Source organism: Paraburkholderia sp. RL18-101-BIB-B, assembly GCF_046026985.1.
Classification (GTDB): domain Bacteria; phylum Pseudomonadota; class Gammaproteobacteria; order Burkholderiales; family Burkholderiaceae; genus Paraburkholderia.
In genome coordinates this window covers 60,673-86,913 of record NZ_JARESV010000031.1, presented here as the reverse complement: position 1 = coordinate 86,913, position 26,241 = coordinate 60,673, and the positions used below count along the sequence as shown (strand labels likewise).

Sequence of the window (26,241 nt, the reverse complement as noted above, 5' to 3'; positions counted from 1 at the left end):
TGTTCGGTTCAATGCGTGCTTTCGGGTTGCCATCTGACCACCAGGCGTTCGACAATCGCGATCACCAGAAAAAACAGGCCGGACAGCACGGCGCTCATGATGATCGCCGTATACAGCAAGGCCGAATCGAAGCTGTAGGTCGCCTGAATGATCATTGCGCCGATACCTTGCGTGGCGCCGATCCATTCGCCGACCACCGCGCCAATCACCGACATCGACGCGGCAATGCGCAATGCGGAGAACAGATACGGCAGCGAAGCGTAGAGGCGCAGCTTGAAGAAAATTTCGCGCTTGCTTGCCGAGAGAATCTGCATCAGTTCCATCGCCTGCGGGTTCACCGCCTGCAGTCCGCGGACCATGTTCACGAGCGTCGGAAAAAAACAGACGATCGCCGCGATCGTGATCTTCGGCTCAAGACCGTTACCCATGATGAGAACGAGGATCGGCGCCTTCGCGACCACCGGAATCGAGTTGATCATCACGGCGACGGGATAGAAGATGTCCTGCAGCGTCTTGTTATGCACGAAGACGGTGGCGATCAGGATCGCCGCCAGGTTGCCGAGCAGGAAACCTCCCACTGCCTCGATCGCCGTCGGCACCAGGTTCTGCAGCAGCACATCGCTCTTGCTGAATAGCGTCTCCAGAACCAGGAACGGCGACGGCGCGATAAACGGCTTCACATGAAAGCCCGCCACGACCGCCCACCACGCGAATAGCAAGCCCGCGACGCCGAGTACCGGCAGGAGGCGCGCCCGCCACAGGCGTTGACGGCGACGCGCAAGCCAGGCCTGCGCTTCAGGATCCGCCGCTTGCGACGACAGATTCAATTGCATTTCGGACGTGGTCATTAGCAGGTCTCCAGTACGCGTCGCAGATAGGCAGCGAGTTCGACGAATTCGCGGGTCTCGCGGATATCGAGCGTTCGATCTTCTGGCAGCCCGACCGGGACGATCTCCTTCACACGCCCGGGATTGGCGGCCAGCATCAGCACTCGCTGGCCGAGAAACGCCGCCTCATAGATGCTGTGGGTAACGAAGAGCGTCGTGAGGCCCATCTCTTTCCAGACGCGACGCAATTCTTCGTTCAGACGGTCACGCGTGATTTCATCTAGCGCGCCGAACGGCTCGTCCATCAGCAGGACTTTTGGGTCGCTGACGAGGGCACGCGCAATCGCCACACGCTGGCGCATTCCGCCTGACATCTCGTGCGGGTAAGCGTCCTCGCGACCCTTGAGGCCGACCAGTTCGAGCAGTTCACGCGGTGTCGCCCGGCCCGCGCGGGCCTTGCCGCCCGCGACTTCGAGCGGCAACTGCACGTTCTGGATAGCCGTGCGCCACGGCAGCAGGGCCGCGTCCTGAAACACAAAGCCGATGTCCCGATGCTCACGCGCAATTCGGGGCGCCGCGCCGAGCACGCTGATCTCGCCGCGGCTCGGCTTGATGAGGTCCGCGACGACTCGCAGGAACGTCGACTTCCCACAGCCCGATGGACCGAGGAGCGTGAGGAATTCACCGGCCGCGACATCGAGGCTCAAGCCCTCGATCGCGGTGACACTGCGCCGGTCGGTGAAGAAACGCACGTTGATATTGCGGCAGCTAATAGACAGCGGGGTGTCTTGCAGCGCGGCGACGGACGAACCGACCCCTTCCGCGCGCGGCGGATTGATAGTGGCAGCATGCATGGATTACACCTTGAGGCGAGAGGAACGGGTAGCGTTGAGAACGTCCATCGTCATCACGTCATCGACTTTTGGCTGACTTCCGCGGAACTGGCCCAGTCGACCGTACATCGTGATCTGCTCTTCCCAGACCTTCGCGTCCATCGTGCCCCAGCCCTGCGTCTGCGTGGTTTGATCGAACGCGTAGCCCATCAGCGAATCGATCGCGACACGCTCGTCGGCGCGGTTCAGGTTCGGATATTCCTTGATGAGCAGATCGACGGCCTGGTCGCGATGCGCGTTCGCGTATACCCAGCCACGCGCGGTTGCGCGCAGAAACCGCGCGACGGTGTCGGGATGGTCCTTGAGCGTCGCGGTGTTCGCGTAGTACGGCAGCGCGTAGAGGCGCACGCCGGTGTCCCACAGGCGCAAGTCGACGCGATCTACCCCGAGCGGCTTGAGCGCCGTCGTGTTGGTTTGCCAACCGGTTACCGCGTCGACCTGCCCACTGAGAAGCGGCATCATGTCGGCACCGATCGGCACGATGTTGACCTGACTTTCCGGAATTTTGTTCTTCGCGAGCAGCGCCTTAAGCAGCACCATGCCCGTCGACTGAATTCCGATACGCTTGCCGATCATGTCGTGCGGTGTGCGTACGGGATTTTTCTTGAGCGAAAAGAAACTGTAAGGATGTTGCTGCAACCCGACCGCGATGCACTTGATCGGCAAGCCTTCTGAGACGGCCAGCATGATCGACGGACTCGAGGAAATCTCGCCGGCCTCGGATCGGCCGGAGGCAACAATCGCGACGCCGTCGATGTTCGGTCCACCCGGCTGGATGCGGAAATCGATTCCTTCCTGCTCGTAATATCCAAGCCGCTTTGCCGTCACCTCACCGACCTGGTTGCCACCCGGAATCCAGCCCAGTTGCATGTTGACTGTTGTCCTGTCGCCTGCAAAGGCACGCACCGAAAGCAGTGCGCCCGTTGCAGCCATGCCGCCCGCCGCAAGCGTTATCCGCAGCAAACGCCGACGTCCGGCATTTTCGATTACTGACATCATCTCCTCCGTTGGTCCTTCCTGGATACAAGGGGCAGGTCATCTAACGCTGAGTGCTGCCGGTCAAATCGATTATTAAGAACCAAAAGTGTCCCCGCAAGCATCAATTTTGAAGCTGAGTGATGCCGAAATTAGAGCGGCTATCTGCGCAGGCTTTCTGACAAAGCGCCCAAATGTGTGCGCGATTCGCGCACCAGTTCGGCCTCGACGCGCTAAAAATTCGATCACTGGTAGTCAAATTCAGTGCTAGCTGTCGCGAATTTTGTTCCGCAAGAATCGCCAGCAATCGCACCAAATTCGCATCAGCGCCTGACGAGCGCCGAAAGGCATTTGTAATGACAGGCGATCTCGATGCGGGAACGCGGTGCTGAGTTGCCAATTAACCGGAGAAAGCTGAGACCGTCATCGGTGGAACAAATACTTCGCTTCCCATTGTCTTTGCTTCGTGATCCTAATTACAAACGGCTTCAGGCCAGCTTCAAGCATTCGCTTTCACTTTCCCAAAACAAGCGTTCAAAGGAAATCATGAATCGACGCATCTTTGCTCTCGCCGCCCTGGCTCTGTCCTGTCAGACGGCATCCGCCCAAAGCAGCGTGACCCTGTACGGCCTGATCTCGACGGGTATCGTCTACGCGAATAATCAGAAAGGGGCAGACAAGCAAGGCCACGCGACGTGGCAATTCGCTAGCGGGCCGATGCAGACGCCTCGCTGGGGCATGAAGGGTGTAGAGGATCTGGGCGGGGGCTTGAAAGCCATCTTCACGCTGGAAGGCGGCTATAGTGTGGCGACTGGCGCACTGTCGCAAGGCGGTCGCGAGTTTGGCCGGCAGGCTTTTGTCGGTTTGTCGTCGGATACCCTCGGGACGGTGACGCTAGGACGTCAATACGACGAGGCCGTCACACTGTGTGTCTTCTCGTCGGCCTGTCAGTTCGCGGCATATGGTGCGCACATTGGCGACAGTGATAACGTGTTCGACACGTTCCGGATCAACAACGCGGTCCAGTACAAGAGCATCGACTACAGAGGTCTTCAGTTTGAAGGGCTCTACGGCTTCTCGAACAAGCCGGGCGGCTTCTCCGACAACAATGCCTATAGCGCCGCGGCGCAATATCGCAACGGGCCGCTGTCAGCCGGTGTGGCGTTCCTTCAGGTCAATACGCCGAACGACGCCAACAATACGAACGGCGCGGTGGTGAACGACTATGGCTTCACGTCACCGTTCATCACGAATCCGGCGACCAACGCGGGCGTCAGCAAGCAAAGGATGTTTGGAGCGGGCGGCGCTTACGCGTTCGGACCGGCAAACCTGTCGCTGCTTTATACCAACGCGCGATTCGACTACCTCGACACGTCGCGCCTGACACTTCAGAATTTTGAGGTTTCGCTGACCGACTACGTGACGCCGCAGCTCATTCTTGGCGCCGCGTATATCTTCACCACCGGGCAATACCACCCACAGGACAACAGTCCAAAATGGCATCAGGTGAATACCGGTGTGGACTACCTGCTCAGCAAGCGCACCGATCTCTTTCTCGTCGGCATCTATCAGAAAGCGGCGGGTGACGCGCAGTACGCGCAGATCTATTCGCTTTCCCCCTCCACCACCAAGTCGCAAGTCTCAGCGGTGATCGGACTACGGCATAAGTGGTGAACGGTGGTTGCGAATGACCGGTCTCACCGAGAATTACGAAAGTGCGCTTTCTTGCGGACTGGAGTTAGTCGGCTTCAGTCGTCCTGATGCGCATTCTTCGTTAGCCTCCTGCTAGTGCCTTGGCCGCGAACCCGCAGAACTATCGTCCAGTGAATACAACGGGCTCTGGCTCGACCCCACGCTTCATCGCTTCGACGCGTGCGGTTCGACCCTTACGTGCGTCTTCCGTACCGTGCAGCCCCATTGTGACGTCCAGCAAAACGGAGTCGGCAGCGGGCACGCCGCCCCCCGCCCATGCCTTCAGAAGTGAACGGATGGCCGCATAAGAACGGGTCGGCCCATTGGACAGCCGGGTCGCCAGTAATGCTGCAGTGGTGTCGACGTCCGTCTCGGGATAAACGAAAGCCGCTACGCCAAGTTCGCCGGCCGTCTTGCCGGTCATTGGTTCGCTCAGCATCGTGTAGCGAGCGGCCATCGCACGGCCGGCGCGTTCTGCCAGGCGCTGAACCCCGCCTGCCACCGGCGCAGAACCAACCGACGCTTCGAAGTGGTGAAAGACCGCGTTATCGGCAGCGACGATGAAGTCGCAGGCCAACGCAAGCTCGAACGCTCCACCGAAGCACGCACCGCGAACGGCTGCGACGGTTGGAATCTGCAGCGCCTCGATAGCGCGGTAAGATTGGTTCATCTCAGCGATGAAGGTGCGCCATTCGTTAAAGTCCTTATCGATAAAATCAAGGACGTCTCCGCCATGACTAAAATTCGCGCCTTCCGCGCGTACCAGTAGAGCCCGAATCTCGGAGCTACTCGCCTCGTGTACGGCGTTTTTAAGTGCTTCACAGAACCGGTTATTGATCAGGTTTAATGGGGCATCGGCTAGAACGATGTGTCCAACATTCCCCTGGCGTTCGAATCGGATAACAGACATGTGAAGTCTCCTGAAAGTTGGAGTGAGATGAAGATCGATGGAATAACTGTCTGCAACTACCCGGAGCGAGGCGTCAAAATGCATAGCATGCCTACTGCCTTCGAGACTGCGAACTCAGCGATAAACGATCGCGGACTTTTCCGGGCCGTGCAATTTTGTGTGCGCAGAGATCCGTGAAGCGTTTTTACTTCTGCTAGCGCGTGCTTTTAAATCCCGATCCTGCGGTGGATCACCGTTAGTGACGTTGGGCACCGATTCGTTCTGGAACGGAGTTACTGCGACGAATGAATAAAAACCGTCAACTCGTTCGTGTATCTTGAAGTCTGAAACCGATACTCAGACCTCGAAGGTTTGACGTGGCATCGGGCATCTTGTTGGTCAGCAAATTGGTGGGCATAACATCTCCTTCGCATCTCGCTCGATGCACGAGCCGCAGCCGGTTCTGCGCCGGGTGGACTTGCTCTAGGAGCGGGTTAGGAGAGTGTCGCGCCAAGGCGGACATTCGACAATCCGATTTCACAAATAACACTCTTCCACAAGCCTGATAACCCGAGTCGGGGCGCCACGGAGGCAATCAGTCAGGTACCGGCGTGAACAGTTCTCTGACGAGGCCTCGCAGCCAGCGGTTACCGGGATCATCATGCTGCGAGCGGTGCCAGTGTTGCTTGACGTCAAACTGCGGCATCCGGTATGGGGGTTCCAAAATCGCGAGATCGGCGATGCGCGCAAATATCTCGCCCACATCGCTGGAAACCGTGACTACCAGATCGGTCATTGCAATGGTCATCGGGATGCTTAAAAAATGCGGAGTATGGAGGACCTCTCTGCGCTGGATACCGTGCTCTTTCAGGAATTGTTCAACGATTTCCTGGCGACGGCCCTCTGCCTCAACCACCGCATGTGGCAGTTCGCAAAAAAGCTTCTTTGTCAGCCGGCCCTGTACGGCCGGATGATTCCGCCGCACGAGGCACACGAACGAATGTCGAACCAGGCGCTGCTGAAAAACGTCGACACCATCAAGATCAGGGAAATAACCGATCGCGAGATCGACCTCACTTCGCTGAAGTGCGGACAATAGCTGTCTGGGAGACAAAGACGTTGTCTTCACATTGACGCTGGGAGCGAGACTTGTAACCCGCTGCAGCAATCTCGGCAAGGAGACCATCTCACCGACATCTGACATTGCGATAGTGAACGTGCGCTGAGCTTTGTCCGGCACAAAATTCGGCGCCGTCAACACTCGTTCACGAATATCGGCTAGTACCGACTGAACCACGGGGGCTAGCTGCATCGCGCGTGGCGTCGGTTGCATGCCGGACCTGGTTTTGACGAAGAGCGCATCTCCAAGTTCTTCACGCAAACGCTTTAAGGCGTAGGATGCAGCGGGCTGACTCAGATTCAGTTCCACGGCCGCCTTACCAAGATGTCCGTGACGCTGTAACGCATCAAAGACGCGCAAAAGATTGAGGTCAAAGTTATCCATTTGGCAAATCGACGGGATCGAGGAAATCCATTTGTTTAATCATCTTCCATTTCCGACATTTGTTCCACGTACAGGCGCTTGATCGCGCAGCATAGTGGTCCGGCATTCATACATGCGTTGGCAAAGATCCGTGGTGCCAGAGGGCAACTCTGATACGATAGTGATCGTTAAATCTGGCCGTTTTTTTACATGACTTTTAGAAGTCGAGACGTATAAAAAGATACTTGCGCACCAGTGGCAGCGCGCGCGTGACCAGCGTCAAAACGGACTATGCCGAGATACCTCCCGACTCTGTGTCCTGTGTCGTACCTAAGGCCGTTCAGCGGTGTCGATGAACCTCGTACTCGGACGCCACAATTCGTGCGTTGGTACAACCTCGAACACAAACACAGCGGCCTGAAATTCGTAACAAGAGACCTACCCCCGCCGGCAAGCAATACCGACACATCGAGCCAGCCAATCCAAACAAAGGAGTTTCGCTGATGGCTATCATGTCGCACGACGAGTGGAAGCGCCGCACCAGCCTGGCACTGAAACCGAGAAGCAAGCCGCTCAAGTTTCTCGATGCCTGCCTGAAGGAATATGACAAGAATCGCGGCTCGCGTCCCCATTTCGACGCCATCGTGGTCGCCTATCAGGCGTGGGCGGCAACCAAGGCCAGTGCAGAAGGCAGCGAACGCAATGCAAAGGGGGCGGTCAGCGACCTGCTGGCCCAACTCGTCGAATTCCGCGACCGGCACATGCCATTCGCGCATCGCGGCGGCGCACCGCTGCGGCCCAACGCGCTGCTGCTCGACATCAAGGAGGGCGCCAAGCTGCTTGGCGAGGGCAATCTCAGGCCGCAAATCAAGGTGAACATTCCGGTCGGCATCAAGGATATCGGACGTGGCACGGTGATCTGGGAAGAGTTCGACGACACGCAACTGCCCAAAGCGCGCCAAGGTTGGGCCGATGCCTTCGAATGCGCGGAGAAGGCCGTCGCTGCCATCGCGACGGTAGACGGCAATGCCGCCGAAGAGCAGCGCTTCCAGCGTTGGTTCGGCGCACCGACCCCGCAGGCGGTGGCCACGGTCAAGCAAGGCCTGCAGCAGATGCTGGATGCATTCAGCTCAAGCCCGGTGACGATCGTGCTGCGCGAAGATGTGACCGTCCACATCGTCAACGGCAACGATCCGTTCGACGAGATGGAGCAAGGCTTCAAAGGCGACGGCGTGTATGGCTATGTGTGGAACCATCATGCCGGGAGTGGCTATCGCATCATCATGGGCAAGTGGTTCCTCGCCGACCCGGATCCGCTCGAAGGGGCCGCGCAGACCATCTACCATGAACTCACGCATAAGGTGCTGAAGACCCAGGACCACGTCTACGGCAAGATCAAGTGCCGCGGTCTATCCGCGACAAACCAGGCGCATGCGTTGACCAACGCCGACAGTTGGGCCTTCTACGCGCTCAGTTTCATGAAGAACATCTGAGTGCCCGTTCGAAAAATGCGTCTGAATGGATGCTTTGAAGAAGCGTTGGCTGGACCTGAAGGATTTCATTGCGGATGGCACCGTGACCGACTGACTATCTCTCACGGCCGCGCTGGGCAAGCGCGGCCGCTACTCCAGTTCCAGGTCCAGCATCAACACTATGTCGTGCAGCGTGTACGAAAGTGAATTAGTGGCGTTGGAGAACCGTTGCAATGGCGTTCGACGCGCCATGTCAAAACGATTCACCAACCATCTCTTCGCTTTTGCGCCAAAGCGCGTCAGCGTTGGCGGCATCGAGCGCATAGCGTCGAACACCTTCGCTGACGGGCGTGATGACAACATCGTCGGCGACGGTTTCGCTCACGTGGCAGTTCTCGCAGTACCTGCCTCCGACCTCTTCGGCCGACGCCGCCACTGCGGCCCAGACCGAAGTCGCCGCCCCTTGTGGAACAGTCTTGAACTGAAACGGTCCTTTCCCTTCTGATGCAAGTTGAGTGTTGATCCTTTCGAGCAGCGCCGTCATCTGGCTTTCGTCCATGTGACGGGCGAGTTCCGTGTGAATCCCGCCCGGATGAACCGCGGCTGCGCGCACTCCACGCGCCCGATGTCGCTGATCGAAAGCCACCGCAAAGAGGATATTCGCCGTCTTGGCGCGCCCGTATGCAACGAACGGATCGTAAGGCGTACGCTCGAAGCTCGGGTCGTCGAGATCCACATCCGCGAAACGGTGCCCTGACGACGCGAGCATTACGACCCGGCCGCCAGCCGGAATCAGCGACGCCAGGCGGTTCACCAGCACGAAATGCCCCAGATGATTCGTGCCGAACTGCGTCTCGAATCCGTCCGTTGTCTTGCCAAAGGGAGTCGCCATCACGCCCGCGTTCGCGATGATGACGTCGATGGGTTTGCCGTCCTCTTGCAGCCTGTCGGCGCAAGCCCGAACACTCTCGAGGCTCGCGAGATCGAGCGCAATCAACTCGATGTCGCCGCCTGCGGCACCGGCCTCGCGCCGCGCGCCGGCAATCGCCTGCTTTGCCTTTTCCAGGTCTCTGGCTGCGCCGATAACGGTGGCCCCGCGTGCTGCGAGCGCCCGCGCAGTCTCCACGCCCAGTCCCGCGGACACGCCCGTCACAAGAATTCGCTTGCCATGAAGATCGACGCCCGCGAGCACGTCGTCCGTTGTCGAGGTCGCACCAAATTTCTCAGTCATTTCCGCCGCTCCAGCACAATCAAGGTTGACGTCATTCCCAGCCCGGGATAAAACGGAGCTTGCCTCCGTTTTTACGATACTAAACGGAGTCACCCTCCGTTTGCAAGCCTTCAACGTATAAATGAACGATCCGACGCCAAAAGAACGAAAACCTAGAGCCGACGCGCTGCGCAATCGCGAGCGCATTCTTGACGAAGCGAAAACGGCGTTCACGCGCGCCGCAGGCGAAATCAGCATGGAGGACGTCGCCCGTCAGGCGGGGGTCGGCGTAGGCACGCTCTACCGGCATTTTCCGACGCGCGAGGCACTGCTCGAGAGTGTCTACCGTGCCGAGGTCGCGAAACTCGCGGAAGAAGAGCGCAGACTGTCCGATTCACTGCCCCCACTCGATGCGTTGCGAGCCTGGATGTTGCTCTTCGTCGACTACATCGCCACGAAGAAGATCATCGCGCCAGCATTGAATTCGATCGTCGGAGGGCCGACGAAGCTATTCGAATCGTCCGGCGCGCAGATCAAGGACGCAATCCAGTCGCTCGTCACGCGCGCTATCGCGAGTGGGGATATCCGCCCTGATCTCGAGCCATTGGATCTGCTTCGCGCGCTCGTCGGCGTGTCCAATGTCGCGTCGGCTCCGGACTGGCAGCAAAGTGCAAAGAGGCTGGTCGATATACTTTTGCTTGGATCCAGGCGCCCCGACTAGTTTCAACAGCCAACGCCGCCGCACGGACAGCTCACGGACGACATGCCTGCCCTGAATCTTCGCGATGATCGAATTGAACGCCTGGCCTGCGCTGAATTTGAGTTTCTGCGTCACCGTTTCAGCCTCTCCTCTCAAGGTTGAAATCACGTGACGGGCGGCGCCATGAATCGGCGCCGTCCTCTTCAACTCAGGTCAGGTCAGGTCAGGTCAGCGGGTTATGTGGGTCATTCGTGAGATGCGTCCACGTGCCGCCCTGCCCGAAAATATTGGTGCCGACGCGATGATGTTTCGCACCGTAGCATTTGGTGCCCGCGTGGCGGCAGTTCTGATGACCATCGTCCTCGCGAAGCCATTCCGACACGCTCTGCTCCATCTTTTGCCAGAGGTCGTGTTCTTTTTCGCTCCAGTCGTAGCACTGCTTGCACAGCACATCGACGATACCGACGCAGGGGCCGGCGTAACGGCTCACCTTCTCCATCTGGGCGATGATTTCCGCGGTCTTGGTGGTGAACGCCATGGCGTCGTTGCACGATTTGATTTCCTGCGGCGACTCGTCGAGCGCCTTGAGCGCTTCGGCCGCCTTTTTGAAGTGCAGCATCAGCTTGGGCAACAGTTTTTCGATCCCGGCGCCCGCTTCCCGAATCTCGTTCGTGGCGTGCGCGTCCACCAGTGAGTGATCCAGCAGACTGGAACGGATGGGAATGCCATCCGCGCCCTTCAGCAAATTGAGGCCGATCTTGTCGCCCGCCAGCACCGCCGTGGAGACGCTGCCGGAAACGGCGCTCGCGCCGATCTTGGTCAACGCGCTCGCATCGCCGATGAACGGCATGAAGATCGAGCCCACCGAGAGCATTTCACTCAGCAATGCACCGGCTTTCTCGCTGCCTGTATTGCGGGTGTACCAATGCCCGGCCCGCCGTGTTGCGCGTGAGAAATAACCCGGGCGGTCCACCTGACGCCACACGGTATCGAGCAGCGCATCGAGACGGCGTCTATGCATGTTGTCGACGACCGACACACCGCCGGACCTCGCACGGGTCGTGACGGGCCGCTCCGCGCTGTAGTTCCAGGTCGCGCCGCTGGAAGCATGCATGCCCGCGACGATTTTATCGCGGGCCGCAATCATGCCCTCGAGCAGCGTGCTGATCTGCACCGCGCCCGGCGAGCCGGGCGCCGGCGCGACAGCAGCGAATGCGGCCGGCATGGTGGAACTCGCCTCGGCATGCCGCTTGGCAGGCATCGCCGCCGCGCCGCGTCTAACCGTCAAACCGCTGAACGGCGCGTAGCAAACGTCGTTACGGCCACCGCCCGGACAGCAGCTATGCTCGCCATGTTTTTCGAACCAGGTTTGCAATGCAGCGCTGATCTTCGCCTCGGCCGTACCCCATTGCTCGGTCAACTTCTTGTATTCGCCGAGATAGAAAATCAGCAGGTCGAGCACGGGCAGCGTGTAGTTGCGCACCTTGTCGCTGTGGTGAATGAAACGCGACAACGCCTTGACGTAGTTGATCGCTTCCTCGCAACTGATGAACTCGGGCACCGCCGCCGTCTCCACTTCCTTCACGATGGTGCGCATCATGGTGAAGTGATCGACCGCCCGGCGCAATGAGTCGCTCGCCTCGACCGTCAGGAACGCGCCGAGATCCTTGCCGGCGGCCGCCGTTGCAGCCGGATAGCGTTGCAGCCAATTGCGGTTCACGCGTCGCTCATTCGCGCCGATACTTTCGATGGCGTTCTTGATTGCATAGCTGCCCGCCGCGATACCGATCAACACCGGAATCGCAATGCCGCCGGTCGCGACGCCGGCAATCGCCACGCCCACCGTGATGGCTACGCCCACACCCAAGCTGACCTGGCTTTCGGTCTGCCAGGTCGAGACGAACGTTCTGGCCTGGTTGGACAGATAGTGCTTGGTGAGGCCCGTATGCGCCTTGGAAACAGATTCGAAGGCGTCGTGCATCATCATCCTCGCCGATCGCGTGGCGACTTCTGTTGAGTGAGGCATGACAATTCCTGAATAAACGGCGTATTGAATGAAGAAGAATGAAAACCCGTCCGCAACCGGCGACCTGCCCGGCGGGATTCACGCGACAAGGCGCGCCTTGCTCAACCGACCAATGTCACGGCAACCCAAGCATGGCGAGATAGCGGCTCAGATCGCCTTCCTGATGCACGACCTCGCGCAGCAGATCGGGCAACGGCATGCCGCCCCACGCCACGGCGCGACGCAGCAGATAAGGCGTCGGACTGTGCGGCTCATGCCTGGACAGATAGTCCGCGACGTCCTGCAACAGCCGGTAGGCGTGAACGCGATCGCGGATCGGACCGTGCGCAACGGCAGACGCCGCCGAAGCGAGCCGGGCATCGTCCCCGGACGCGTGCGAGGTGTGAAGATCGCCATCATGCGTATCGCTGAAGCCGGACGCGCTCTGAGCCGATTGATCTTCACCCGCCTGCGCGGCGTCGACGAAATGAGCCGACCCGGTTTGACGATCGCCTCGCAGCGACCGCGCCGCCCGTTGTAAGTCCATGAGTGCCTCCATGACACGCGAAAAACCCGGAGCGTCGGGACCCAGACGCTCGTCGAGGCCGCGCTCCAGCGTCGCGGTGATGTCGAGCGCCGCGCCGACGCACTCCTCCAGCCGCAGCAGATCGGCGAGGTTGCTGCCTTTATCGACCTCGCCATCCAGGAACTCGCGCGTGAGACCCTCGTCGCGCTCCGAAGGACGTCCCGTGATACGCGACCAGTCGTCCAGATTGATCGACGACGGCTCGATGCTCAGACTTAGAAGCGGGATTTGCAGCCGCAACACCAGCGCGAGCGTGTGGTTGATCCACACGAACGGCGCAACCCGCGCGTCGGCATCGCCGTCTTCGAGTTGCGGATAGCCGTGCTCCCAGAACTGCCCGGCGAGCGCATGCATAAGCCGCATGCCGTCCACGAAACCGTCCATGCGGCGTTGATGCGTCCACGCCTCGCACAGCCACGCCGCGAGCTGGAAGTCCTTGCTACGCGTGCGCAGCGCATCGCTCGTGAGCGTCGCCACGGTTTTCCAGTCGGCTTTGGTTAGCGGACGCTCCCACTCGCGCATCGGCAGCGTGGGATCGTCCTGACGCCGCGCGTCGCGGATCTGCTGGTACACGGGATCGTTGCGCAGCGAAGTGCCCACGCCGTCGCCATGGTCGAGCGGCGCGAGCAAGGCGTCGAAGCCGGCGCTGGCCGGCGCGCGTTCCAACACAAGGGATGCGTTCATAGCGAGGTCCATTCAGGCGCACGGGTCGGAAAACTGGCGGGCCACGGCAGCGCGGTTTTCTTACCTGTCGGGCTCAGCACGAGCCGCACGAAAACCTGGCCGCGCGCCTGCTTCGGCAGCAGGGCTTCGTCGGCGACATTCACCACGCCGAGAGGAAACTCGAACTTCAGCAGTTGCGAGGTGTTGCCGCCGCGCGCGCCCGCATCGGCCATCCGCTGCCGGGCGATGAAAGACATCAGCGCCCACGGATCGCTGAACTGCCAGGTCAGCGTGCGGCCGTCAGTCGAATACGCGCGCTGCTGCGGATCGCTAGCCGCCTGCAGCGGCGAATCCTTCGCGAAGCGCAGCGAGAGCGAGACCGGCATGCCGTATTCCCAATGCAGCGGATGCTGCGCGTCATGCAGGGAAACGCTCTGGTCGCCCACCTTCAAAGTCCAGTCGATCACCTGATTCGCGGCGATTTCCCCGCTGCGGTTGGCGCGAAAATCGACACTGACGTCCAGTCCCGCCGGCGCACCATCGGTGGCCGGATACAGCGGCGAGAGCAAGGCATCGACCTGGTCGAAGTTGTCGACGAACTGGCGGATTGGCGTGTTGCCGCCCATCACCCGCTCGCCCGCGCCGTTGCGCGCCTGCTGGAACACATGCGAGACGCGCTCGTAATGGCGCAGCGCCTGGCCCACTTCGTTGAAGTCGGCGGTGCCGACGTCAGCCGTCGTGCCGCGCGTCGGCACGCCAAACGGCGCATGTCCGCCCACGCCCTGGTTGAACGCGCTGGCAAAGCCGGCCCATTGCTGACTCAGGTCCGCGACATAGCCCTGACCGCAGCGCGCGAGCAGCGCATCGTACAAACGCGCATGCAGCGTGCTGAAGTAGTCGCCGGACGCGAGCCCGGACGGCCGTGCCGGGAAACGCCCGAGACAGTCGCCCGCGCCCGGATCGGCCGCCACTGTCTGCACGAACTGCTCGAGTGCGAACAGGCTGCTATTCGGGTTCTTCAACTGATAACGATCCAGGTCGCGCACGATCGCCTGCCAGCGCATCGCGAGCGGCGAGCCGGTATCGCCCGGCCCGAGCGCCGCGAGATACACTGAGGCCTGACGGCCGAGCGCAATGGCGCGCGTCGCCTGTTGATCGAGATACGCGCCGAGCGAGCCCGCGTCGTTGATGCCGAACGCCGCCAGCATCGTCGTGCGCGCACCGCTCACGGCGAGCGGCGCGGGCCGCGTCGAATACAGTTCCGAGCGCGCCAACGCATCGTCGACGAGCCGCAGATGCGCGAGCGCGTCGCGCGACACGAGCGTGTCGAGTTCGTCGAGTTGCGTGCTGGCGCCCATGTCGGCGAGCGCGGCGCGAATCTTGACGAGCCGCAGGCGCGCGGCCTCGAACGCGGCACTGTCGCCTTCGCCCTGCGCGGGCGCCACCGCGGCCGCCGCGGCGACCTGATCCGAGATCAGCCGCGCGAACTGCGCGTCGAGCGCCTGCTCGACGGCCGGCTGCACCGCTTCGGGCAAGCTCGCGAGACCGTCGGCGAGGAAACGCTTGCGCACGTCGCCGAGTGCCAACGCCTGATCGAGTTGCGCGCGATCCCACACGACGATTGAACCGTCCGGCACTTCCGGTAGATTCAGGTTACGCGGCGCGACCATGAACGGCTGATTGAGCAGCTTGCCGAGTCCGTCGCGCAGTGCGATACGCTCGGGCGCGACTTCGTAGCGCGCGCCTTTATCGGCCCACACGATGCCGCTATCCGGGCCGCCGAAGCTCAACACCATCTGGCTTCGGAATGCCTGGAACCCGCTGGCCGAGCGTTCGCGCGTACGGCCGACGAGGTCCGGGCCGAGCAGACGGTTCTGTGCCGCGCGTGCAAAAGTACGGTCGTAGACCGAGCCCGGCGCGAACTGCGTCTGGCGCATCCATGCACCCTCGCCGGTGGCGAGCAGATCCTGCTCCGTACCGATGCCCGCGGCGATCGCGCGGTAATTGCCGGTGACCTTGGCAAAATCCGCCGTGCCCGCGTCCGCCACGGAGAGCGTGTTCAGATGCGAACTCACCGATTGCTCGGCGGCCAGCAGCGGATTGGACGTGAACAGCGCGTCGTCGACCTGTTGCGCGCCCTTATCGAAAGAACAACGCAACGCTTGCTGCACGGTCGGCAGACTGATGCCGCCGGTGCCGTCGGTGGCATACGCGCCGCCGTGACGTGCGTTGCGATAGAAATACGGCAGGCTCGCCGCCACGTTGCCTTGCAGTTCGGCGCCGAACGCGTAGCGCACCGCGAGCCGCAATGCGTCGGCGTTCTCCGGCGAAGGCTGCTGCAAGCGCTCCATCGCCTGCAGCGCGGCATCGAGCTGATCTACCGAGCCGACATAGCGCTGCAGCGCCCGCATCGACGGCTGGTCTTCGGGCGCGAGGCTCGCCGCCAACGGCGTGTCCGCGCCAAGCATCTGCGGGGCCGCGCAATCGTCGCCGACAATCAGTTGTCCCGTGCCGGGATCGCGCGCGACGTCGGTCAACTGCCCGACATGCGCGAGTATTTCGCGCTCGAGCGCCGTCACCGCGATGCCGCCGAATTCACGCTCGAAGCGTTCGCGCACGCGCTCGTTCAGATCGTCGACGATGCTCCACGAGCCGGGCATGAACACCGTCCACGCGGTGCCGGTTTGCAGCCGGTCGTTCAGACCGATCAGCGCCAGCGCCTTGCGGCGATACCAGTCAGCCGGCAATTGCACGCCGCCCTGCTCGGCCGCCGCGCGCTCCTGACCATCCTTGCTCAATTCGCCGAGCGCCGTGACCAGCGCGACATTGCGATGACTGAGCTGAACCGTCGCGACCACCAGACCGAGCCCCCAGCCGCCGAGCAGCACGATGCCGCCCCAGCGCAACGCGCGATGCAGCACCGGGCGCGTGAGATGCTGCGAGCGCGAAGGACGCGTCAGCCCGTATTCGAGGAAAATCTTCTTGTCGAATAGATCCCGCAGGAAGGCCGGGCGCAGCATCAGATCGTTCACGCTGCGGCCGGCGTCGTAGCCCTGTGTGCCGCCGTCGGCAGACGCCTCGCGAGCGACCACCAGCGCCGTGCCGCTGTCACCGTCGGCAGTTGCGTCCGATCCGACGAGCGCGGGTTCCGCGCCACGCCCATAGGCGTCCGGTTCGCCGTTCAGATAATCGAGTGCCGGCGCGGCGACGCTGCGCTGCGCAAGCTCGCTGCTGTCGCCGGTCAGATAAATGCCGCGGAAGAAGAACGGCTCGTGATAGGCGCTCGGGCGCAGCAACTCGTCGATATAGAGCTGCAATTGCGCGCGCATCGCGTCGATGCGTGCGGGCAGCAGCAGACATTCACGCGCGTCGAGATCGCCGGTGTCGAGCGTAAACAGTTCGGCACTGGCGTCGGAGACTGCCCGTTCGATATTGCCCAGCGCCGTATCCACCCAGTCCGACTGGTAGGTAACCGAAAGATCGAACGGCGAGGACCAGCCGAGCATGCTGGCGCGCAACGGCTCCGGCAATGCGCGGGCAAAACTCGCGAAACCGGTGAGCGCTTCGCAGCCGGTCACGACGACATACACCGCGAAGCGCATCGCAAAGCGGTTCTGCGCGAGCCACAGCCGGCGATGCGCGAGCTTCGCGTGGCGCACGAGTTCGAGCTGCGCGTCGGTATTGTCGGCGAGCAGCATGGCGGCCGGCACTGTGATCACAACCGAATCGAACGGCCGCTGCGGCCGGTAGTTGCGGCACAGGCTGAGAAATTCGTCCCACGGCTTTTCGTCGCCCTCTTCATCCGGCGAGCCAAGGTAGGCCGCCTTGATGTCGACGACAATGCCGCGATCGAAGAACTGCCACGAGATGCCTTGCGTCGCCGCGGGACTCGCGGCTTCGGCACTCAGCACGCTCGCCACGCCCGACTGCGCGATCGGCAAAGGCCGTGGGTCTTCGCCTTCGTTGAGCACCAGCACCCAGGGAATGTTGTAGCGCTCGGCGCGCGACGCGATGTTGCCCTCGACCAGTTCGACCGCCTGACGAAACGCGTTGCGCAGCGAGTCGGCCCGCAGACGCACGATCTTGCGTTCTGCCTGCGGCTTGGCCTGCGCGCCATGCAACGCGAAATACACCACCACGCCGAGCACCGTGCACACCACGATGATCAACAGCGCGAGCGACAATAAAAACAGATTGCTGGTCAGCATGCGCACACTCCCGCCGACAACGAACGATTCGCGCGCGTCATGAACTCACTCCCGTCACCGCGTCGCCGCGCAGCGCCGCGCGCACCGGCCACGACTGCCACAGCCACAGCATCTCCGAAATCGCCAGCAGCGCGGCGAGCGCTAGCAGGCCGATCACGGTCCAGCGGCTCACCGACGGCAGCTTGCGCGGCGCGATGTGCGAGATCGTATTGCCGTAGGCGGCGTCCGCCAGCACGCGGTCGCGGCCGCCGAGATCGGCGCGCCGTTGATAGACGAACTCGTACAACTCTTCGCGGTAGCTGCGCAACCGCGCAGCGCCGTCCGCGCCACGAAAACGGCCCTGAAAACCCATGGCGAGCGCGAATAGGCAGATCCGCGCGACATCGCGGCGCGACGGTTCGCGATCGGACAGCAGTTGCTCGATCTTGCGAAACACGAGGTCCCCCGCCACGTTGGTGCGAAACAGCGTCGATTCGAGCAGATAGGCCGTCCACCGATCGCGACCCGTCCACGGCGTGTTGAGCAGGATCTCATCGGCGAGCACTGCTTTCAGGTAACGCGCGTCCGCGAGATTCTCCATGTCGAAGCGCGTGCTGTCGCGATGCGACTGCAAGGTCTGCACTTCCAGCAGATTCAGCAAATGCCGGCTCATGCCTTGCGCGGCGAGTTCCCCATCTGCCTCGGGCGCTTCCGAGAAGCGCTTCTGCGCTTTCGCGAGCTCGTCGAGAAAGACGCGAAACTGCGTGACCACCAGGTCGTTTTCTTCAGATTCGATTCGATTGCGTGCCATGCCCGCCTACCTTTATTCCCCGACCATCAGCCTTTGACGAACAGCAGCATTTCCTGCGGCCGCTGCGCGCTCGCGCCTTCATTCGGATTGCTGATGACAAGTGTTTCGCTGGCGACCACGAGAGCCGGGTCGGCCTGAATCTCGAACAACAGATAACCGGAGCCGGAGCGGATGCCCAACTCTTCCGCGTAGTCGACCGCACGCCGCGTCGCGCCCAGCACACGGCGGCTGCGCAGCGACGCATAGACCGACTGCGAACCGACCACGGCACCTTCCATCCACGCGAGTAAATCGCGGTCGGACTGCCCGCGCAGGCCGACCACCACGCGCTCGCCCAGCCATTCCGGGTTCAGTGCGATCTCGAATGCGTCGTGACGGAATTCGAACTTGTGCTCGCGATACCCTTCCGCGACTTCGGAAACCGCATCGCGCAAGGTGCGTAGCAACGGCGTGAAGACCGTCAGCGGATCACCGTGGTCGTAGTCGGGCGGCACCGGCGGCAGGCCACCCGGCACCAGCATGCTCAGCGTGCCGCTCAGCGACGCGAGCGCGTGATAGAGCGCCAGCGGATGCAGATGCGGCGTGCGCAACACCGCTTCGGCAAACGGCAGCGCGGCGAGCAGGCTGCGCAGCCGGTCTTTCAGTTCGAGCTGCGTCAGCCGGTCGTCGACCTTCGACGAAGGATTCGCCGTCTGGCGCGCGACGAAAGCCGCCTTGCCGCGCAACTGGCCGAGCAGCGCGGACACGTTGGCCCATAGCGGCGTGTCGCGCGAGACTTCGATCAGCGGCGGCAAACGCTCGGCCAGACGCACCACTTCGTTGTCGCGGTACACGGTGCCAAGGCGCAGCGACACCATCCGCGCCGGCGGCAACTCGCCCGCGCTCAGCACGAGGTTCGGCAGCAGGCGCGGCACGTCGGCGGGCGGCGCCTCCGAGATTTCATCTTCCACGGGCGCGCCGAGCGTCGAGCGGAAGCGGCGAGCTTCGCCGTCGCGCCGCATCGACGCCGTAACCGGCAACGTTACGTAGAAATCGACCGGCCCTTTGGCCAGTGCTTCGATATACGGTTCGAGCGACAGATCGAGGCGTCCGTGCTGGCTTGCATCGGCGGAGTACGAAACGGCCGTGCCGTCGGGCATGATCGCGTCGAGCGCGAGCACGCGCACCATGCCGGCGGGAAGCAACCCCGTGTCCAGCACAAGGCGCCGCACGCCCCAGCTGAACGGCGCCGCGGCCAGTGTCTGCCACGCGACCAGCGAATCGACCCGCGCGCTCATCAACTGGAAGTGCTGCGGCGAGAGCAGCATGCCCTCATGCCACTCGACACGGTCGACAACCGGCATCACACGATCGGACATCATGCCTGCTCCGGTGCTGTGCCGCGGGCATACGCCGGCGCGGATTGGATTGAATTCATGGCGAGTCCAGACGCTGTCATTTCACAGCCGATACGGAAAATGTGTGGTTATCCAGTTGCACGGCGACGACGCCGTTCAACGGTTCGATCCGCACGCGATGCGCGCCCGGATCCGCATAATTGGCAAACAGAAACGCGGCGAGCACCCGCGGCCGGCCGAAGACATCGCTCGGCACGTCGATCCGCTGACCGGGCACCAGCTCCCAACTCTTGTACTGGACCGATTTCGGGAACGTGCTCGCCAGATCGGCGCGCGCCGCGAACCATTTCGAAGCCGGCAATTCGGCGATCCTCGCGAGCAAGGCGTCGTCGGTGACGAACACCACGTCGACCGCGACGGGGCTGTTGTTGTTGACGTCGTCAGTTGCGACGAGGCTCAGGCGATCCCAGCTCACCTTGTCGCCCTTGCCGCCGAACATCGTGCAGCCGCTCATGAGACCCATCACGCAGCACGCGAGCAACGCGAAGCGCAGGCGCCGTGCGATGCGGCGAATGCCGGCCAGCCATGCGAATTGCGCCACGCGCTTTGCCGCCATGCCTGCCGCCTCGCCCAGCCCGCGTGCGTTGCCGTTCAGAACCGCTCGCCCCTTCGTCATTTCGCTCCTACTCCCACGCCCATCAGGACAATCAGCGACGCCGCGAGCAACACGCAGCCCGTCGCCAGCGCGAGTTGCCCGCGCGTGAATGCAAAGCGCAGCACCGCCGCGCCTTCCTGCTGCACGCCGATTTCGACGAACGGCGTGCGCTCGGCCGGCAAACCCGCCGACACCAGCGCGACCACCGTGCAAACCGACAGCAGGCTCAACAGATTGCGCGGCCCCTCGCAGATCAGATCGACGGCGATCAGCAACACGCCCGCCGCCTCGACCGGCAATTGCAGCATCGACAACACCATGCCGACGTAACCAATCCCCGCCACCCCGCTGCGTCCCGCCGACACGAACGCGGCCACCGTGGCCGCCGCGCCGGTCAGCACCAGTTCGCCAACCCCGAGCGGCCGCTCGTACAGGTTCGCGATGAAGACGGTGGCGAGCGCGAAATACAGCGCCGAGCCTGCGCGCACGAACACGCTGCCGAACGGCACCACGAGTTCCGCGACGCCGCGGCTGAAACCCAGCCGCGTGCTCATCGCTTCGATCGCGTGCGGAATCGGCGCGGTGGCGCTGCCCGACATCAGACCCACGAGTACCGACGGCTTGAGCGCCGAAATCACCCGGCCAAGCGGCTCGCGCGTGCGCGACGCGATCACGAGCACGGCGGCGCCGCACAGCAGCACCGCGCATAGAACAAAACTGAGCAGGAAACCGCTCATCGCATCGAGCGTCGCGTGCTCGGTCTGCGCGGCGATATGCGCGGCGGTGCCGAATGCAAGCACCGGCAGCAGCAGGTTGGCGTATTCGATCAGATTCTCGAGGGTCCGGTAGATGCCCTCGAATACGCTGTGCAGCACCCGTGTCTGCTCGCTCGACAGTGCGGCGAACGCCATGCCGAACAGGATCGTGCCGGTGAGAATGCCAAGCGCGTGCCCGCCGGCCAGCACGCGATAGAAGTTGTCCGGAATCACGTCACGCAGCGCGAGCGCGCCCGCCGCGACGCTTGCGGGATCGCTGCCGAACAGTTTCATGCGCATGTCTTCGGCGTCGCTCGCGCTTTGCAGCACGAGCTGACCGAGCTGCCGGTGCGCCGCGTCGGACAGATGCAGACCGGGCGCGGCCACCAGACCCGCCAGCGCGCCGCCCGCCGCGCACACGACGACGATGCCCACCGCGAGCGCCAGCATCGTGCCGATCCGCCAGCCCGGATGCGATAGCAGCATCAACTGGCGCAAGCCGAAGAACATCGCCACCATCAGGAGCGGCACGGCCGCCATGTTGACCAGCGCGAGATAGATTTGCCCGACAAAAAACGCAAAGCCACCGACCGGCGCCACGAATGCGCCCGCCAGGCCGCCGAGCACGAGGCACAGCAGCAGCATTAGCGTGCTGTTCGAAAGACGCTTGAGCGTACGCATCATGAGCGCATGTTCCAGCCGCGCGTCATCCCGTACGACACCGTGACGCGCGCCAGTTCGAGCGTGCTGTCGATCAGCATCATCGGGGGCGTTGCGATGCGGCGGGCGGCAAGCGGAATTTCCGTGCAGCCCATCACCGCGGCTTCGGCGCCACGCGCGGCGAACTCGGCGAGTGCCGCCGCAAGTTCGGCCGCCGACGCGTCGAGGTCGCCCGCCTTGACGGCGTCGATACAGGCGTCGATATGTTGCTGGGTTGGTCCGCTGGGCACGAGTGGCTCGATGTCATGGCGCTCGAGGATCTTCTGATACAGACCGGCTGCCAGCGTGCCGCCCGTCGCCAGCACGGCGGCGCGGCGCGTGCCGCGTGCGATCGCGGCGACGCAGGCTTCGGCGATGTGCAGGATCGGCGCGCGGCTGCGTGCCCGCATCGCGTCGTACCAGTAGTGGGCCGAATTGCAAGGAATGGCGATCAGATCGACTTCGTTGCGATTGAGCATGTCGATGCCGGCCAGCAGCGCGGGCAACGGGTCCGCGCCACTCTTCAGCATGGCCTTCGAGCGATCGGGAATGTGCGGCAGATTCGCGACCAGCAGCGGCAAGTGTTCCTGGTCGCACGTCGCGCCCGCCGCACTGGTGAGCTGGATCACACGGTCGAAGAAGTCGACCGTTGCAAGTGGGCCCATGCCCCCGAGAATGCCAATCAGCCCCATTTGGGATTCCTAGATCTTCAGCGGACGCGGACAGATCACCGTCACCGCGGCCGTATTGCCGATCACGAGAATCAGCGTGCGCAGCATGTCGCACAACGGATCGACGGCGAGGAACAGAATGAAGGCTGCTTCGAACGGCAGGCTGAGATAGACGCAGGTCATGCCGACCAGCGACACGGTCACGAGACCCGTCATGCCCGCCGATGCAAAACCGGCCAGCACCGAGGCCAGCAGCACCGTGCACACCTCGGCGACGCCGAGCGGGTGGCCGTACAGTTGCGCGATGAAGAGCGTCGCGCACACGTAATACACCATCGGCCCGACCCGCAGCAGCGAGACGGTCAGCGGCACCATCAGCTCGACCCGCGAGCGGGCGAAGCCGAGCCCGTCCACGAGGCTTTCGATCATGCTCGGCATGCAGGCCGCGCTGTTGCGCGTGGCCAGCGCCAGCGCGAACGGCGCGCGCAAGGCGTCGAGCGTCGTGCCGAGCGAGTGGCTGGAGCGCTTCCAGATCACGACGGCGGCGAGCGAGATCAGCAACAGCGAGACCACGAAGAACGCGATCACGAATTGCAGCATCGCGTGCAGCGGCCCGACGCCTGATTTGCCGAGCTGCGCGGCGCTCATGCAAAAGAGAATCAGTGGCAGCGGATAGCTCAGCCAGTGCATCAGTTTCTGGCACGCGTGATAAACGGTTTCAAGCGCCTGGCTCAGGCCGACCGAGATCCGCTCCGGCACGCGGCCCACCGCGAGACCGAACAGCAGCGCGAACACCAGCGCCTTGAGCGCGTCGCCGTTGGCGAGCGCGGCGAAGATATTGGTCGGCACGAGGCTGGTCAGCACGTCGTAGAGGCTCACGCCTTTCTCCGCCGCGTCTGTGCCGTACAGGTTCATCACCGTTTCGTTCGAGGTCGATTCGTTGCCGACCATCAACCCGAACGTATGCATGGTCGCGGTGGAAAGATTCACGCCGGGCCGCATCACCAGCAACACCAGCGCGCCCACCACGGCGACCGTCAGCGAGGCGCCGATAAACACCGTGACCACGCGCAGCAGCAGCTTCGAGGTGCCGCCGTCGCGGAACAGCCGCTGCAGACTGAAGATCACCGCCGACACCATGAACGGCAGCGTCGTCATCTTCAGCAAGTTCACATAGATGTCGCCGACAATCGCGAACTTCTGCGACAGTTCCGGCAGCAGCAAGCCGAACGTGCCGCCGAGCGCGAGGCTGCCGATCACCGCCCACGGGTTCACAGCCAGCGCGTAAATCCTGTTTGTATTGATCATGTCTGTGTGAATCCCGGTTAATCGTTGGACGCTTGCAGCAGCGTCATCACGTCGATCTTGTTGGTCCGCTCGGCAAGGAACTGATTGACGAACGCGAGCAACGCCGGGTTGCAGACATTCACGCCGATCGAGATGGTGTCGTCCAGATCTTCGAGCGTCACCACACGCAAGCGCAGCGAAGCGGTCGGATCGACCTTGAGCACATGCTTGACTTCGAATTCGTCGCGATAGGCGGCCGTGACCTCGCCCGCGTCGAGCGCCTTGAGGAGCGCATCCCAGCTCGGGTAGCTGATCACCTTGGCATGCGGGAAATTGCTCACCACATAGGTCGCATACGACGAGTTCGTCACCACGCCGATCGTGCCGTCATAGACGCGCACCACGTCAGGCACGGCGCGGCCGCGCGCGAGCTGCGCGAACTTCACGCGGTTGAGCAGCAAGGCGCGATGCAAACGGATGTACGGCGTGCTGAAGCTGACCACTTGCGCGCGTGAAAGCGTGCGCGAGAGTTTGCTGATCGCCATGTCGGCGTCGCCGTTCGCGAGCAGGCTGACCACGCTGTCGAAGGTTTTGGCGTCGCGATTGAAGCGCACTTTCACGCCGAGCTTCGCGGCGATTTCCTTGGCCATATCGATATCGATGCCGACCAGTTGACCGTGCTGCTGTTCGAAAAACGGCGGCTGATCGACGCCGAGCACCGCAACCACGAGTTCGCCGCGCGTCACGATGCGTGCGAATTCCGGCGCGAGCACCCGGCCGTCGGGCATCCGCACGAGTCCGGTCGAGGTGGTCGGCAAGGCCGCGACTCCGCTCACCGCCACCTGAGGCGGCTGAGCGGCGGCGGACGCCGTGGACGCCGCCCAGGCCGGCGCGGCAACCAGCGTCAAACCGGCCGCGAGCGCCGAACTCCAGCGGGACAGCCCGCGTAGCGCACGCGTTACGCGCGAACCGCACGACGGCTGCGAAGAAGCAAAGAAAGACGGAAACGACATCTCGTGTACCGGGATTAATTGGTGGAGGAATCGGAGGCGGGCGATGCAGCACTCATCTGGTTATCGGCCGGCGCGGCGAATGGCGTAGGGGGCGGCGCAGGTATCGCAGCCGGTACGGCGCTCATGGCAACCGCCGCAGGCGCCGCAGGCGGTGCCACGAAACGCGCGCCGATCTCGAAACCAAGCGCGAACAGCAGCAGGCACAACAGCAGCGCGCAGCCGAGTGCGATGGTCACCATCCGCGAGGTCATCGAAAAAACGTATTGCATGCTGTGTCGTCCTCAGGGAACCAAGGTTGTGAACTGCGCCGGCGCGACGATCGAAATCACCCCGCCCCATGCGCACATCAATTTGGAAGAATTCTGCAAGGCCGGCATGTTGCCGATCAGGACGGTCGGCGAGCCTGGCACCCACGGCGCCACCGTCATCGGCACACAGGGCATCGGGGTCAACGCACCGAGCGCGGCCGCGGTCGCGGCGGCCACCACCGGATTGCCCATGCACGTGCAGGTGCCAAATGGCATCACGTTGACCATCGGCGCGTGATCCATCACGGTGGCGGCCGGCGCGCCGGCCAGCACGCCCGTGGTCGGCAGCACGTTCAGCGTCCCGGGCGCGGCGCCGAAACTGCACTGGATCGTCGTGCCCATGGTGACCAGAATGCCCATGCGTCAGCCTCTCATCCATTTTTCGAGCTGCTTGACCATGCGTGGCGGACCATCGGCGCGCGTGGCCGCCGAGGCTGCCGGACTCTGCCAGGCGCCGAGCGGCTTGCCGTCCGCATAGCGGCGCTCGGCGCTCACCTGGCCGTCCGGCGCAAAGCGGCGCACCGTGCCGTGCAGCAGGTCGAGGCGATACGGCGAGCTTTGCACCAGCGTGCCGTCGGCGGCGTAATCGCGCGTCTCGCCTTCGAGCAGACCGTTGCGGTAGCTGGCGCGCCGCACCACTACGCCGTCGTGCAGAAACACCGCTTCGCGCGAGAGCTTGCCGGCCTCGTAGTTCAGACGCGAGGTCACGAGACCGGACGGCGCATAGGTCACGCTCTCACCCTGCAGCACGCCCATCGCGTATTGACGGCGCGCGCTGGCCCGGCCGTTCGCGTAAAGCGTCGTGGGGCCGTGCAGCACGCCCGCCTCATAGGCCGAATCCTGAATCAGCACGCCTTGCTCGTCGAACACGCGCAGCGGGCCGCACAGCTTGCCGGCCACGTAATGCGCCTGAAACACGCGCACGCCGCCCGCACCGTAGCGCAGCGCTTCGCCATGCGGCACGCCGTCCAGCAGCGAGGTGCGGGCGATGCACTGGCCCACCGCGTCGTGCTCGTCCACGATCGTGGGCACACTCGCAGCCGCGCCCGCGCTCACGCCGTCGGCTTGAGGCGCGGCGGAGAGTGGCGCGAGTGGGGAGAGTTCGGTCATGGCGGGCATCGAT

Annotated in this window: 22 protein-coding genes; 3 read left to right on the top strand and 19 right to left on the bottom strand. The window is 62.9% G+C overall.

Annotation, left to right across the window (positions count from 1 at the left end; translation table 11 throughout):
- Positions 1 to 8: 8 nt before the first annotated feature.
- Genes P0D73_RS31950 through P0D73_RS31940 form a run of 3 tightly spaced genes read right to left on the bottom strand, consistent with a single transcriptional unit; the run spans position 9 to position 2,716 of the window.
- A complete protein-coding gene (locus P0D73_RS31950) occupies positions 9 to 848 on the bottom strand; it encodes an ABC transporter permease (protein ID WP_132381091.1) in 840 nt (279 codons plus the stop codon).
- Positions 848 to 1,681 carry an ABC transporter ATP-binding protein gene (locus P0D73_RS31945; RefSeq protein ID WP_132381093.1) on the bottom strand — a complete coding sequence of 278 codons (834 nt, stop codon included), beginning with the start codon at positions 1,679 to 1,681 and terminating at the stop codon, positions 848 to 850. Before P0D73_RS31945 ends, P0D73_RS31950 begins: the two co-directional genes overlap by 1 nt.
- Before the next feature lie 3 nt (positions 1,682 to 1,684).
- Complete coding sequence (locus tag P0D73_RS31940) at positions 1,685 to 2,716, bottom strand: ABC transporter substrate-binding protein (protein WP_408315679.1); 1,032 nt, start codon at positions 2,714 to 2,716, stop codon at positions 1,685 to 1,687.
- Between the two features lie 525 nt (positions 2,717 to 3,241).
- Here P0D73_RS31940 and P0D73_RS31935 point away from each other — a divergent pair.
- Positions 3,242 to 4,369, top strand: coding sequence for a porin (locus P0D73_RS31935; RefSeq protein ID WP_408293535.1), 1,128 nt, complete (start codon positions 3,242 to 3,244; stop codon positions 4,367 to 4,369).
- A gap of 139 nt (positions 4,370 to 4,508) precedes the next feature.
- On the opposite strand, the gene P0D73_RS31930 is transcribed toward P0D73_RS31935, so the two are convergent.
- Together P0D73_RS31930 and P0D73_RS31925 are read right to left on the bottom strand one after the other, a co-directional pair.
- Positions 4,509 to 5,297, bottom strand: coding sequence for an enoyl-CoA hydratase/isomerase family protein (locus P0D73_RS31930; RefSeq protein ID WP_408315582.1), 789 nt, complete (start codon positions 5,295 to 5,297; stop codon positions 4,509 to 4,511).
- A gap of 574 nt (positions 5,298 to 5,871) precedes the next feature.
- Positions 5,872 to 6,780 (bottom strand): LysR family transcriptional regulator, encoded by a 909-nt coding sequence (locus P0D73_RS31925; RefSeq protein WP_408178233.1) that lies wholly within the window; start codon positions 6,778 to 6,780, stop codon positions 5,872 to 5,874.
- A gap of 482 nt (positions 6,781 to 7,262) precedes the next feature.
- Here P0D73_RS31925 and P0D73_RS31920 point away from each other — a divergent pair, with 482 nt between their 5' ends.
- Positions 7,263 to 8,252 (top strand): M35 family metallo-endopeptidase, encoded by a 990-nt coding sequence (locus tag P0D73_RS31920; RefSeq protein WP_408315584.1) that lies wholly within the window; start codon positions 7,263 to 7,265, stop codon positions 8,250 to 8,252.
- Positions 8,253 to 8,484: 232 nt separating this feature from the next.
- Here the strand turns inward: P0D73_RS31920 and P0D73_RS31915 are convergent, their stop codons facing one another.
- Positions 8,485 to 9,462: an SDR family NAD(P)-dependent oxidoreductase gene (locus P0D73_RS31915; protein ID WP_408315586.1), complete on the bottom strand. Its 978-nt coding sequence runs from the start codon at positions 9,460 to 9,462 to the stop codon at positions 8,485 to 8,487.
- 121 nt (positions 9,463 to 9,583) lie between these two features.
- On the opposite strand from P0D73_RS31915, the gene P0D73_RS31910 reads away from it, so the two are divergent.
- Positions 9,584 to 10,162, top strand: a complete 579-nt coding sequence (locus tag P0D73_RS31910) for a TetR/AcrR family transcriptional regulator (RefSeq protein WP_408293504.1) — start codon at positions 9,584 to 9,586, stop codon at positions 10,160 to 10,162.
- 202 nt (positions 10,163 to 10,364) lie between these two features.
- Here the strand turns inward: P0D73_RS31910 and P0D73_RS31905 are convergent, their stop codons facing one another.
- The 13 genes from P0D73_RS31905 to P0D73_RS31845 all read right to left on the bottom strand — a co-directional run bounded on the left by P0D73_RS31905 (position 10,365) and on the right by P0D73_RS31845 (position 26,228).
- Positions 10,365 to 12,167, bottom strand: a complete 1,803-nt coding sequence (locus tag P0D73_RS31905; protein WP_408178236.1) for a hypothetical protein — start codon at positions 12,165 to 12,167, stop codon at positions 10,365 to 10,367.
- 115 nt (positions 12,168 to 12,282) lie between these two features.
- The gene (gene tssA, locus P0D73_RS31900) at positions 12,283 to 13,416 is read right to left on the bottom strand and encodes a type VI secretion system protein TssA (protein WP_408315588.1); all 1,134 of its coding nucleotides are present in this window, start codon (positions 13,414 to 13,416) and stop codon (positions 12,283 to 12,285) included.
- The gene (locus P0D73_RS31895) at positions 13,413 to 17,603 is read right to left on the bottom strand and encodes a type VI secretion protein IcmF/TssM N-terminal domain-containing protein (RefSeq protein WP_408315590.1); all 4,191 of its coding nucleotides are present in this window, start codon (positions 17,601 to 17,603) and stop codon (positions 13,413 to 13,415) included. Before P0D73_RS31895 ends, tssA begins: the two co-directional genes overlap by 4 nt.
- Positions 17,604 to 17,640: 37 nt before the next feature.
- Positions 17,641 to 18,393, bottom strand: coding sequence for a DotU family type IV/VI secretion system protein (locus tag P0D73_RS31890; protein ID WP_408178239.1), 753 nt, complete (start codon positions 18,391 to 18,393; stop codon positions 17,641 to 17,643).
- A 26-nt stretch (positions 18,394 to 18,419) separates the two neighbouring features.
- Positions 18,420 to 19,754 carry a type VI secretion system baseplate subunit TssK gene (tssK, locus tag P0D73_RS31885; RefSeq protein ID WP_408293490.1) on the bottom strand — a complete coding sequence of 445 codons (1,335 nt, stop codon included), beginning with the start codon at positions 19,752 to 19,754 and terminating at the stop codon, positions 18,420 to 18,422.
- A 73-nt stretch (positions 19,755 to 19,827) separates the two neighbouring features.
- Positions 19,828 to 20,406 carry a hypothetical protein gene (locus P0D73_RS31880; protein WP_408315593.1) on the bottom strand — a complete coding sequence of 193 codons (579 nt, stop codon included), beginning with the start codon at positions 20,404 to 20,406 and terminating at the stop codon, positions 19,828 to 19,830.
- On the bottom strand, positions 20,403 to 21,824 hold the full coding sequence (locus tag P0D73_RS31875) for a dicarboxylate/amino acid:cation symporter (protein ID WP_408315595.1): 1,422 nt from the start codon (positions 21,822 to 21,824) through the stop codon (positions 20,403 to 20,405). Before P0D73_RS31875 ends, P0D73_RS31880 begins: the two co-directional genes overlap by 4 nt.
- Entirely contained in the window at positions 21,821 to 22,531 is a 711-nt protein-coding gene (cuyB, locus tag P0D73_RS31870) for a cysteate racemase (protein ID WP_408315597.1), read from the bottom strand. Before cuyB ends, P0D73_RS31875 begins: the two co-directional genes overlap by 4 nt.
- Before the next feature lie 9 nt (positions 22,532 to 22,540).
- Positions 22,541 to 23,815 carry a dicarboxylate/amino acid:cation symporter gene (locus tag P0D73_RS31865; protein ID WP_408178342.1) on the bottom strand — a complete coding sequence of 425 codons (1,275 nt, stop codon included), beginning with the start codon at positions 23,813 to 23,815 and terminating at the stop codon, positions 22,541 to 22,543.
- A gap of 20 nt (positions 23,816 to 23,835) precedes the next feature.
- Positions 23,836 to 24,810, bottom strand: a complete 975-nt coding sequence (locus P0D73_RS31860) for an ABC transporter substrate-binding protein (protein ID WP_408293480.1) — start codon at positions 24,808 to 24,810, stop codon at positions 23,836 to 23,838.
- A gap of 14 nt (positions 24,811 to 24,824) precedes the next feature.
- Positions 24,825 to 25,079 carry a hypothetical protein gene (locus tag P0D73_RS31855; protein ID WP_408293477.1) on the bottom strand — a complete coding sequence of 85 codons (255 nt, stop codon included), beginning with the start codon at positions 25,077 to 25,079 and terminating at the stop codon, positions 24,825 to 24,827.
- A 12-nt stretch (positions 25,080 to 25,091) separates the two neighbouring features.
- Positions 25,092 to 25,478: a DUF4280 domain-containing protein gene (locus P0D73_RS31850; protein ID WP_408293474.1), complete on the bottom strand. Its 387-nt coding sequence runs from the start codon at positions 25,476 to 25,478 to the stop codon at positions 25,092 to 25,094.
- Positions 25,479 to 25,481: 3 nt separating this feature from the next.
- The gene (locus P0D73_RS31845; protein WP_408315599.1) at positions 25,482 to 26,228 is read right to left on the bottom strand and encodes a toxin-antitoxin system YwqK family antitoxin; all 747 of its coding nucleotides are present in this window, start codon (positions 26,226 to 26,228) and stop codon (positions 25,482 to 25,484) included.
- Positions 26,229 to 26,241 lie beyond the last annotated feature (13 nt).

Coding starts and splice junctions, on each gene's coding strand:
- P0D73_RS31895 (WP_408315590.1), bottom strand. CDS start 17,603: ATGCTGACCAGCAATCTGTTTTTATTGTCGCTCGCGCTGTTGATCATC.
- P0D73_RS31925 (WP_408178233.1), bottom strand. CDS start 6,780: ATGGATAACTTTGACCTCAATCTTTTGCGCGTCTTTGATGCGTTACAG.
- P0D73_RS31935 (WP_408293535.1), top strand. CDS start 3,242: ATGAATCGACGCATCTTTGCTCTCGCCGCCCTGGCTCTGTCCTGTCAG.
- P0D73_RS31950 (WP_132381091.1), bottom strand. CDS start 848: ATGACCACGTCCGAAATGCAATTGAATCTGTCGTCGCAAGCGGCGGAT.
- P0D73_RS31855 (WP_408293477.1), bottom strand. CDS start 25,079: ATGCAATACGTTTTTTCGATGACCTCGCGGATGGTGACCATCGCACTC.
- P0D73_RS31880 (WP_408315593.1), bottom strand. CDS start 20,406: ATGACGAAGGGGCGAGCGGTTCTGAACGGCAACGCACGCGGGCTGGGC.
- P0D73_RS31905 (WP_408178236.1), bottom strand. CDS start 12,167: ATGCCTCACTCAACAGAAGTCGCCACGCGATCGGCGAGGATGATGATG.
- P0D73_RS31940 (WP_408315679.1), bottom strand. CDS start 2,716: ATGTCAGTAATCGAAAATGCCGGACGTCGGCGTTTGCTGCGGATAACG.
- P0D73_RS31875 (WP_408315595.1), bottom strand. CDS start 21,824: ATGATGCGTACGCTCAAGCGTCTTTCGAACAGCACGCTAATGCTGCTG.
- P0D73_RS31890 (WP_408178239.1), bottom strand. CDS start 18,393: ATGGCACGCAATCGAATCGAATCTGAAGAAAACGACCTGGTGGTCACG.
- cuyB (WP_408315597.1), bottom strand. CDS start 22,531: ATGGGGCTGATTGGCATTCTCGGGGGCATGGGCCCACTTGCAACGGTC.
- tssK (WP_408293490.1), bottom strand. CDS start 19,754: ATGATGTCCGATCGTGTGATGCCGGTTGTCGACCGTGTCGAGTGGCAT.
- P0D73_RS31845 (WP_408315599.1), bottom strand. CDS start 26,228: ATGACCGAACTCTCCCCACTCGCGCCACTCTCCGCCGCGCCTCAAGCC.
- P0D73_RS31945 (WP_132381093.1), bottom strand. CDS start 1,681: ATGCATGCTGCCACTATCAATCCGCCGCGCGCGGAAGGGGTCGGTTCG.
- P0D73_RS31915 (WP_408315586.1), bottom strand. CDS start 9,462: ATGACTGAGAAATTTGGTGCGACCTCGACAACGGACGACGTGCTCGCG.
- P0D73_RS31910 (WP_408293504.1), top strand. CDS start 9,584: ATGAACGATCCGACGCCAAAAGAACGAAAACCTAGAGCCGACGCGCTG.
- P0D73_RS31930 (WP_408315582.1), bottom strand. CDS start 5,297: ATGTCTGTTATCCGATTCGAACGCCAGGGGAATGTTGGACACATCGTT.
- P0D73_RS31850 (WP_408293474.1), bottom strand. CDS start 25,478: ATGGGCATTCTGGTCACCATGGGCACGACGATCCAGTGCAGTTTCGGC.
- tssA (WP_408315588.1), bottom strand. CDS start 13,416: ATGAACGCATCCCTTGTGTTGGAACGCGCGCCGGCCAGCGCCGGCTTC.
- P0D73_RS31920 (WP_408315584.1), top strand. CDS start 7,263: ATGGCTATCATGTCGCACGACGAGTGGAAGCGCCGCACCAGCCTGGCA.
- P0D73_RS31860 (WP_408293480.1), bottom strand. CDS start 24,810: ATGTCGTTTCCGTCTTTCTTTGCTTCTTCGCAGCCGTCGTGCGGTTCG.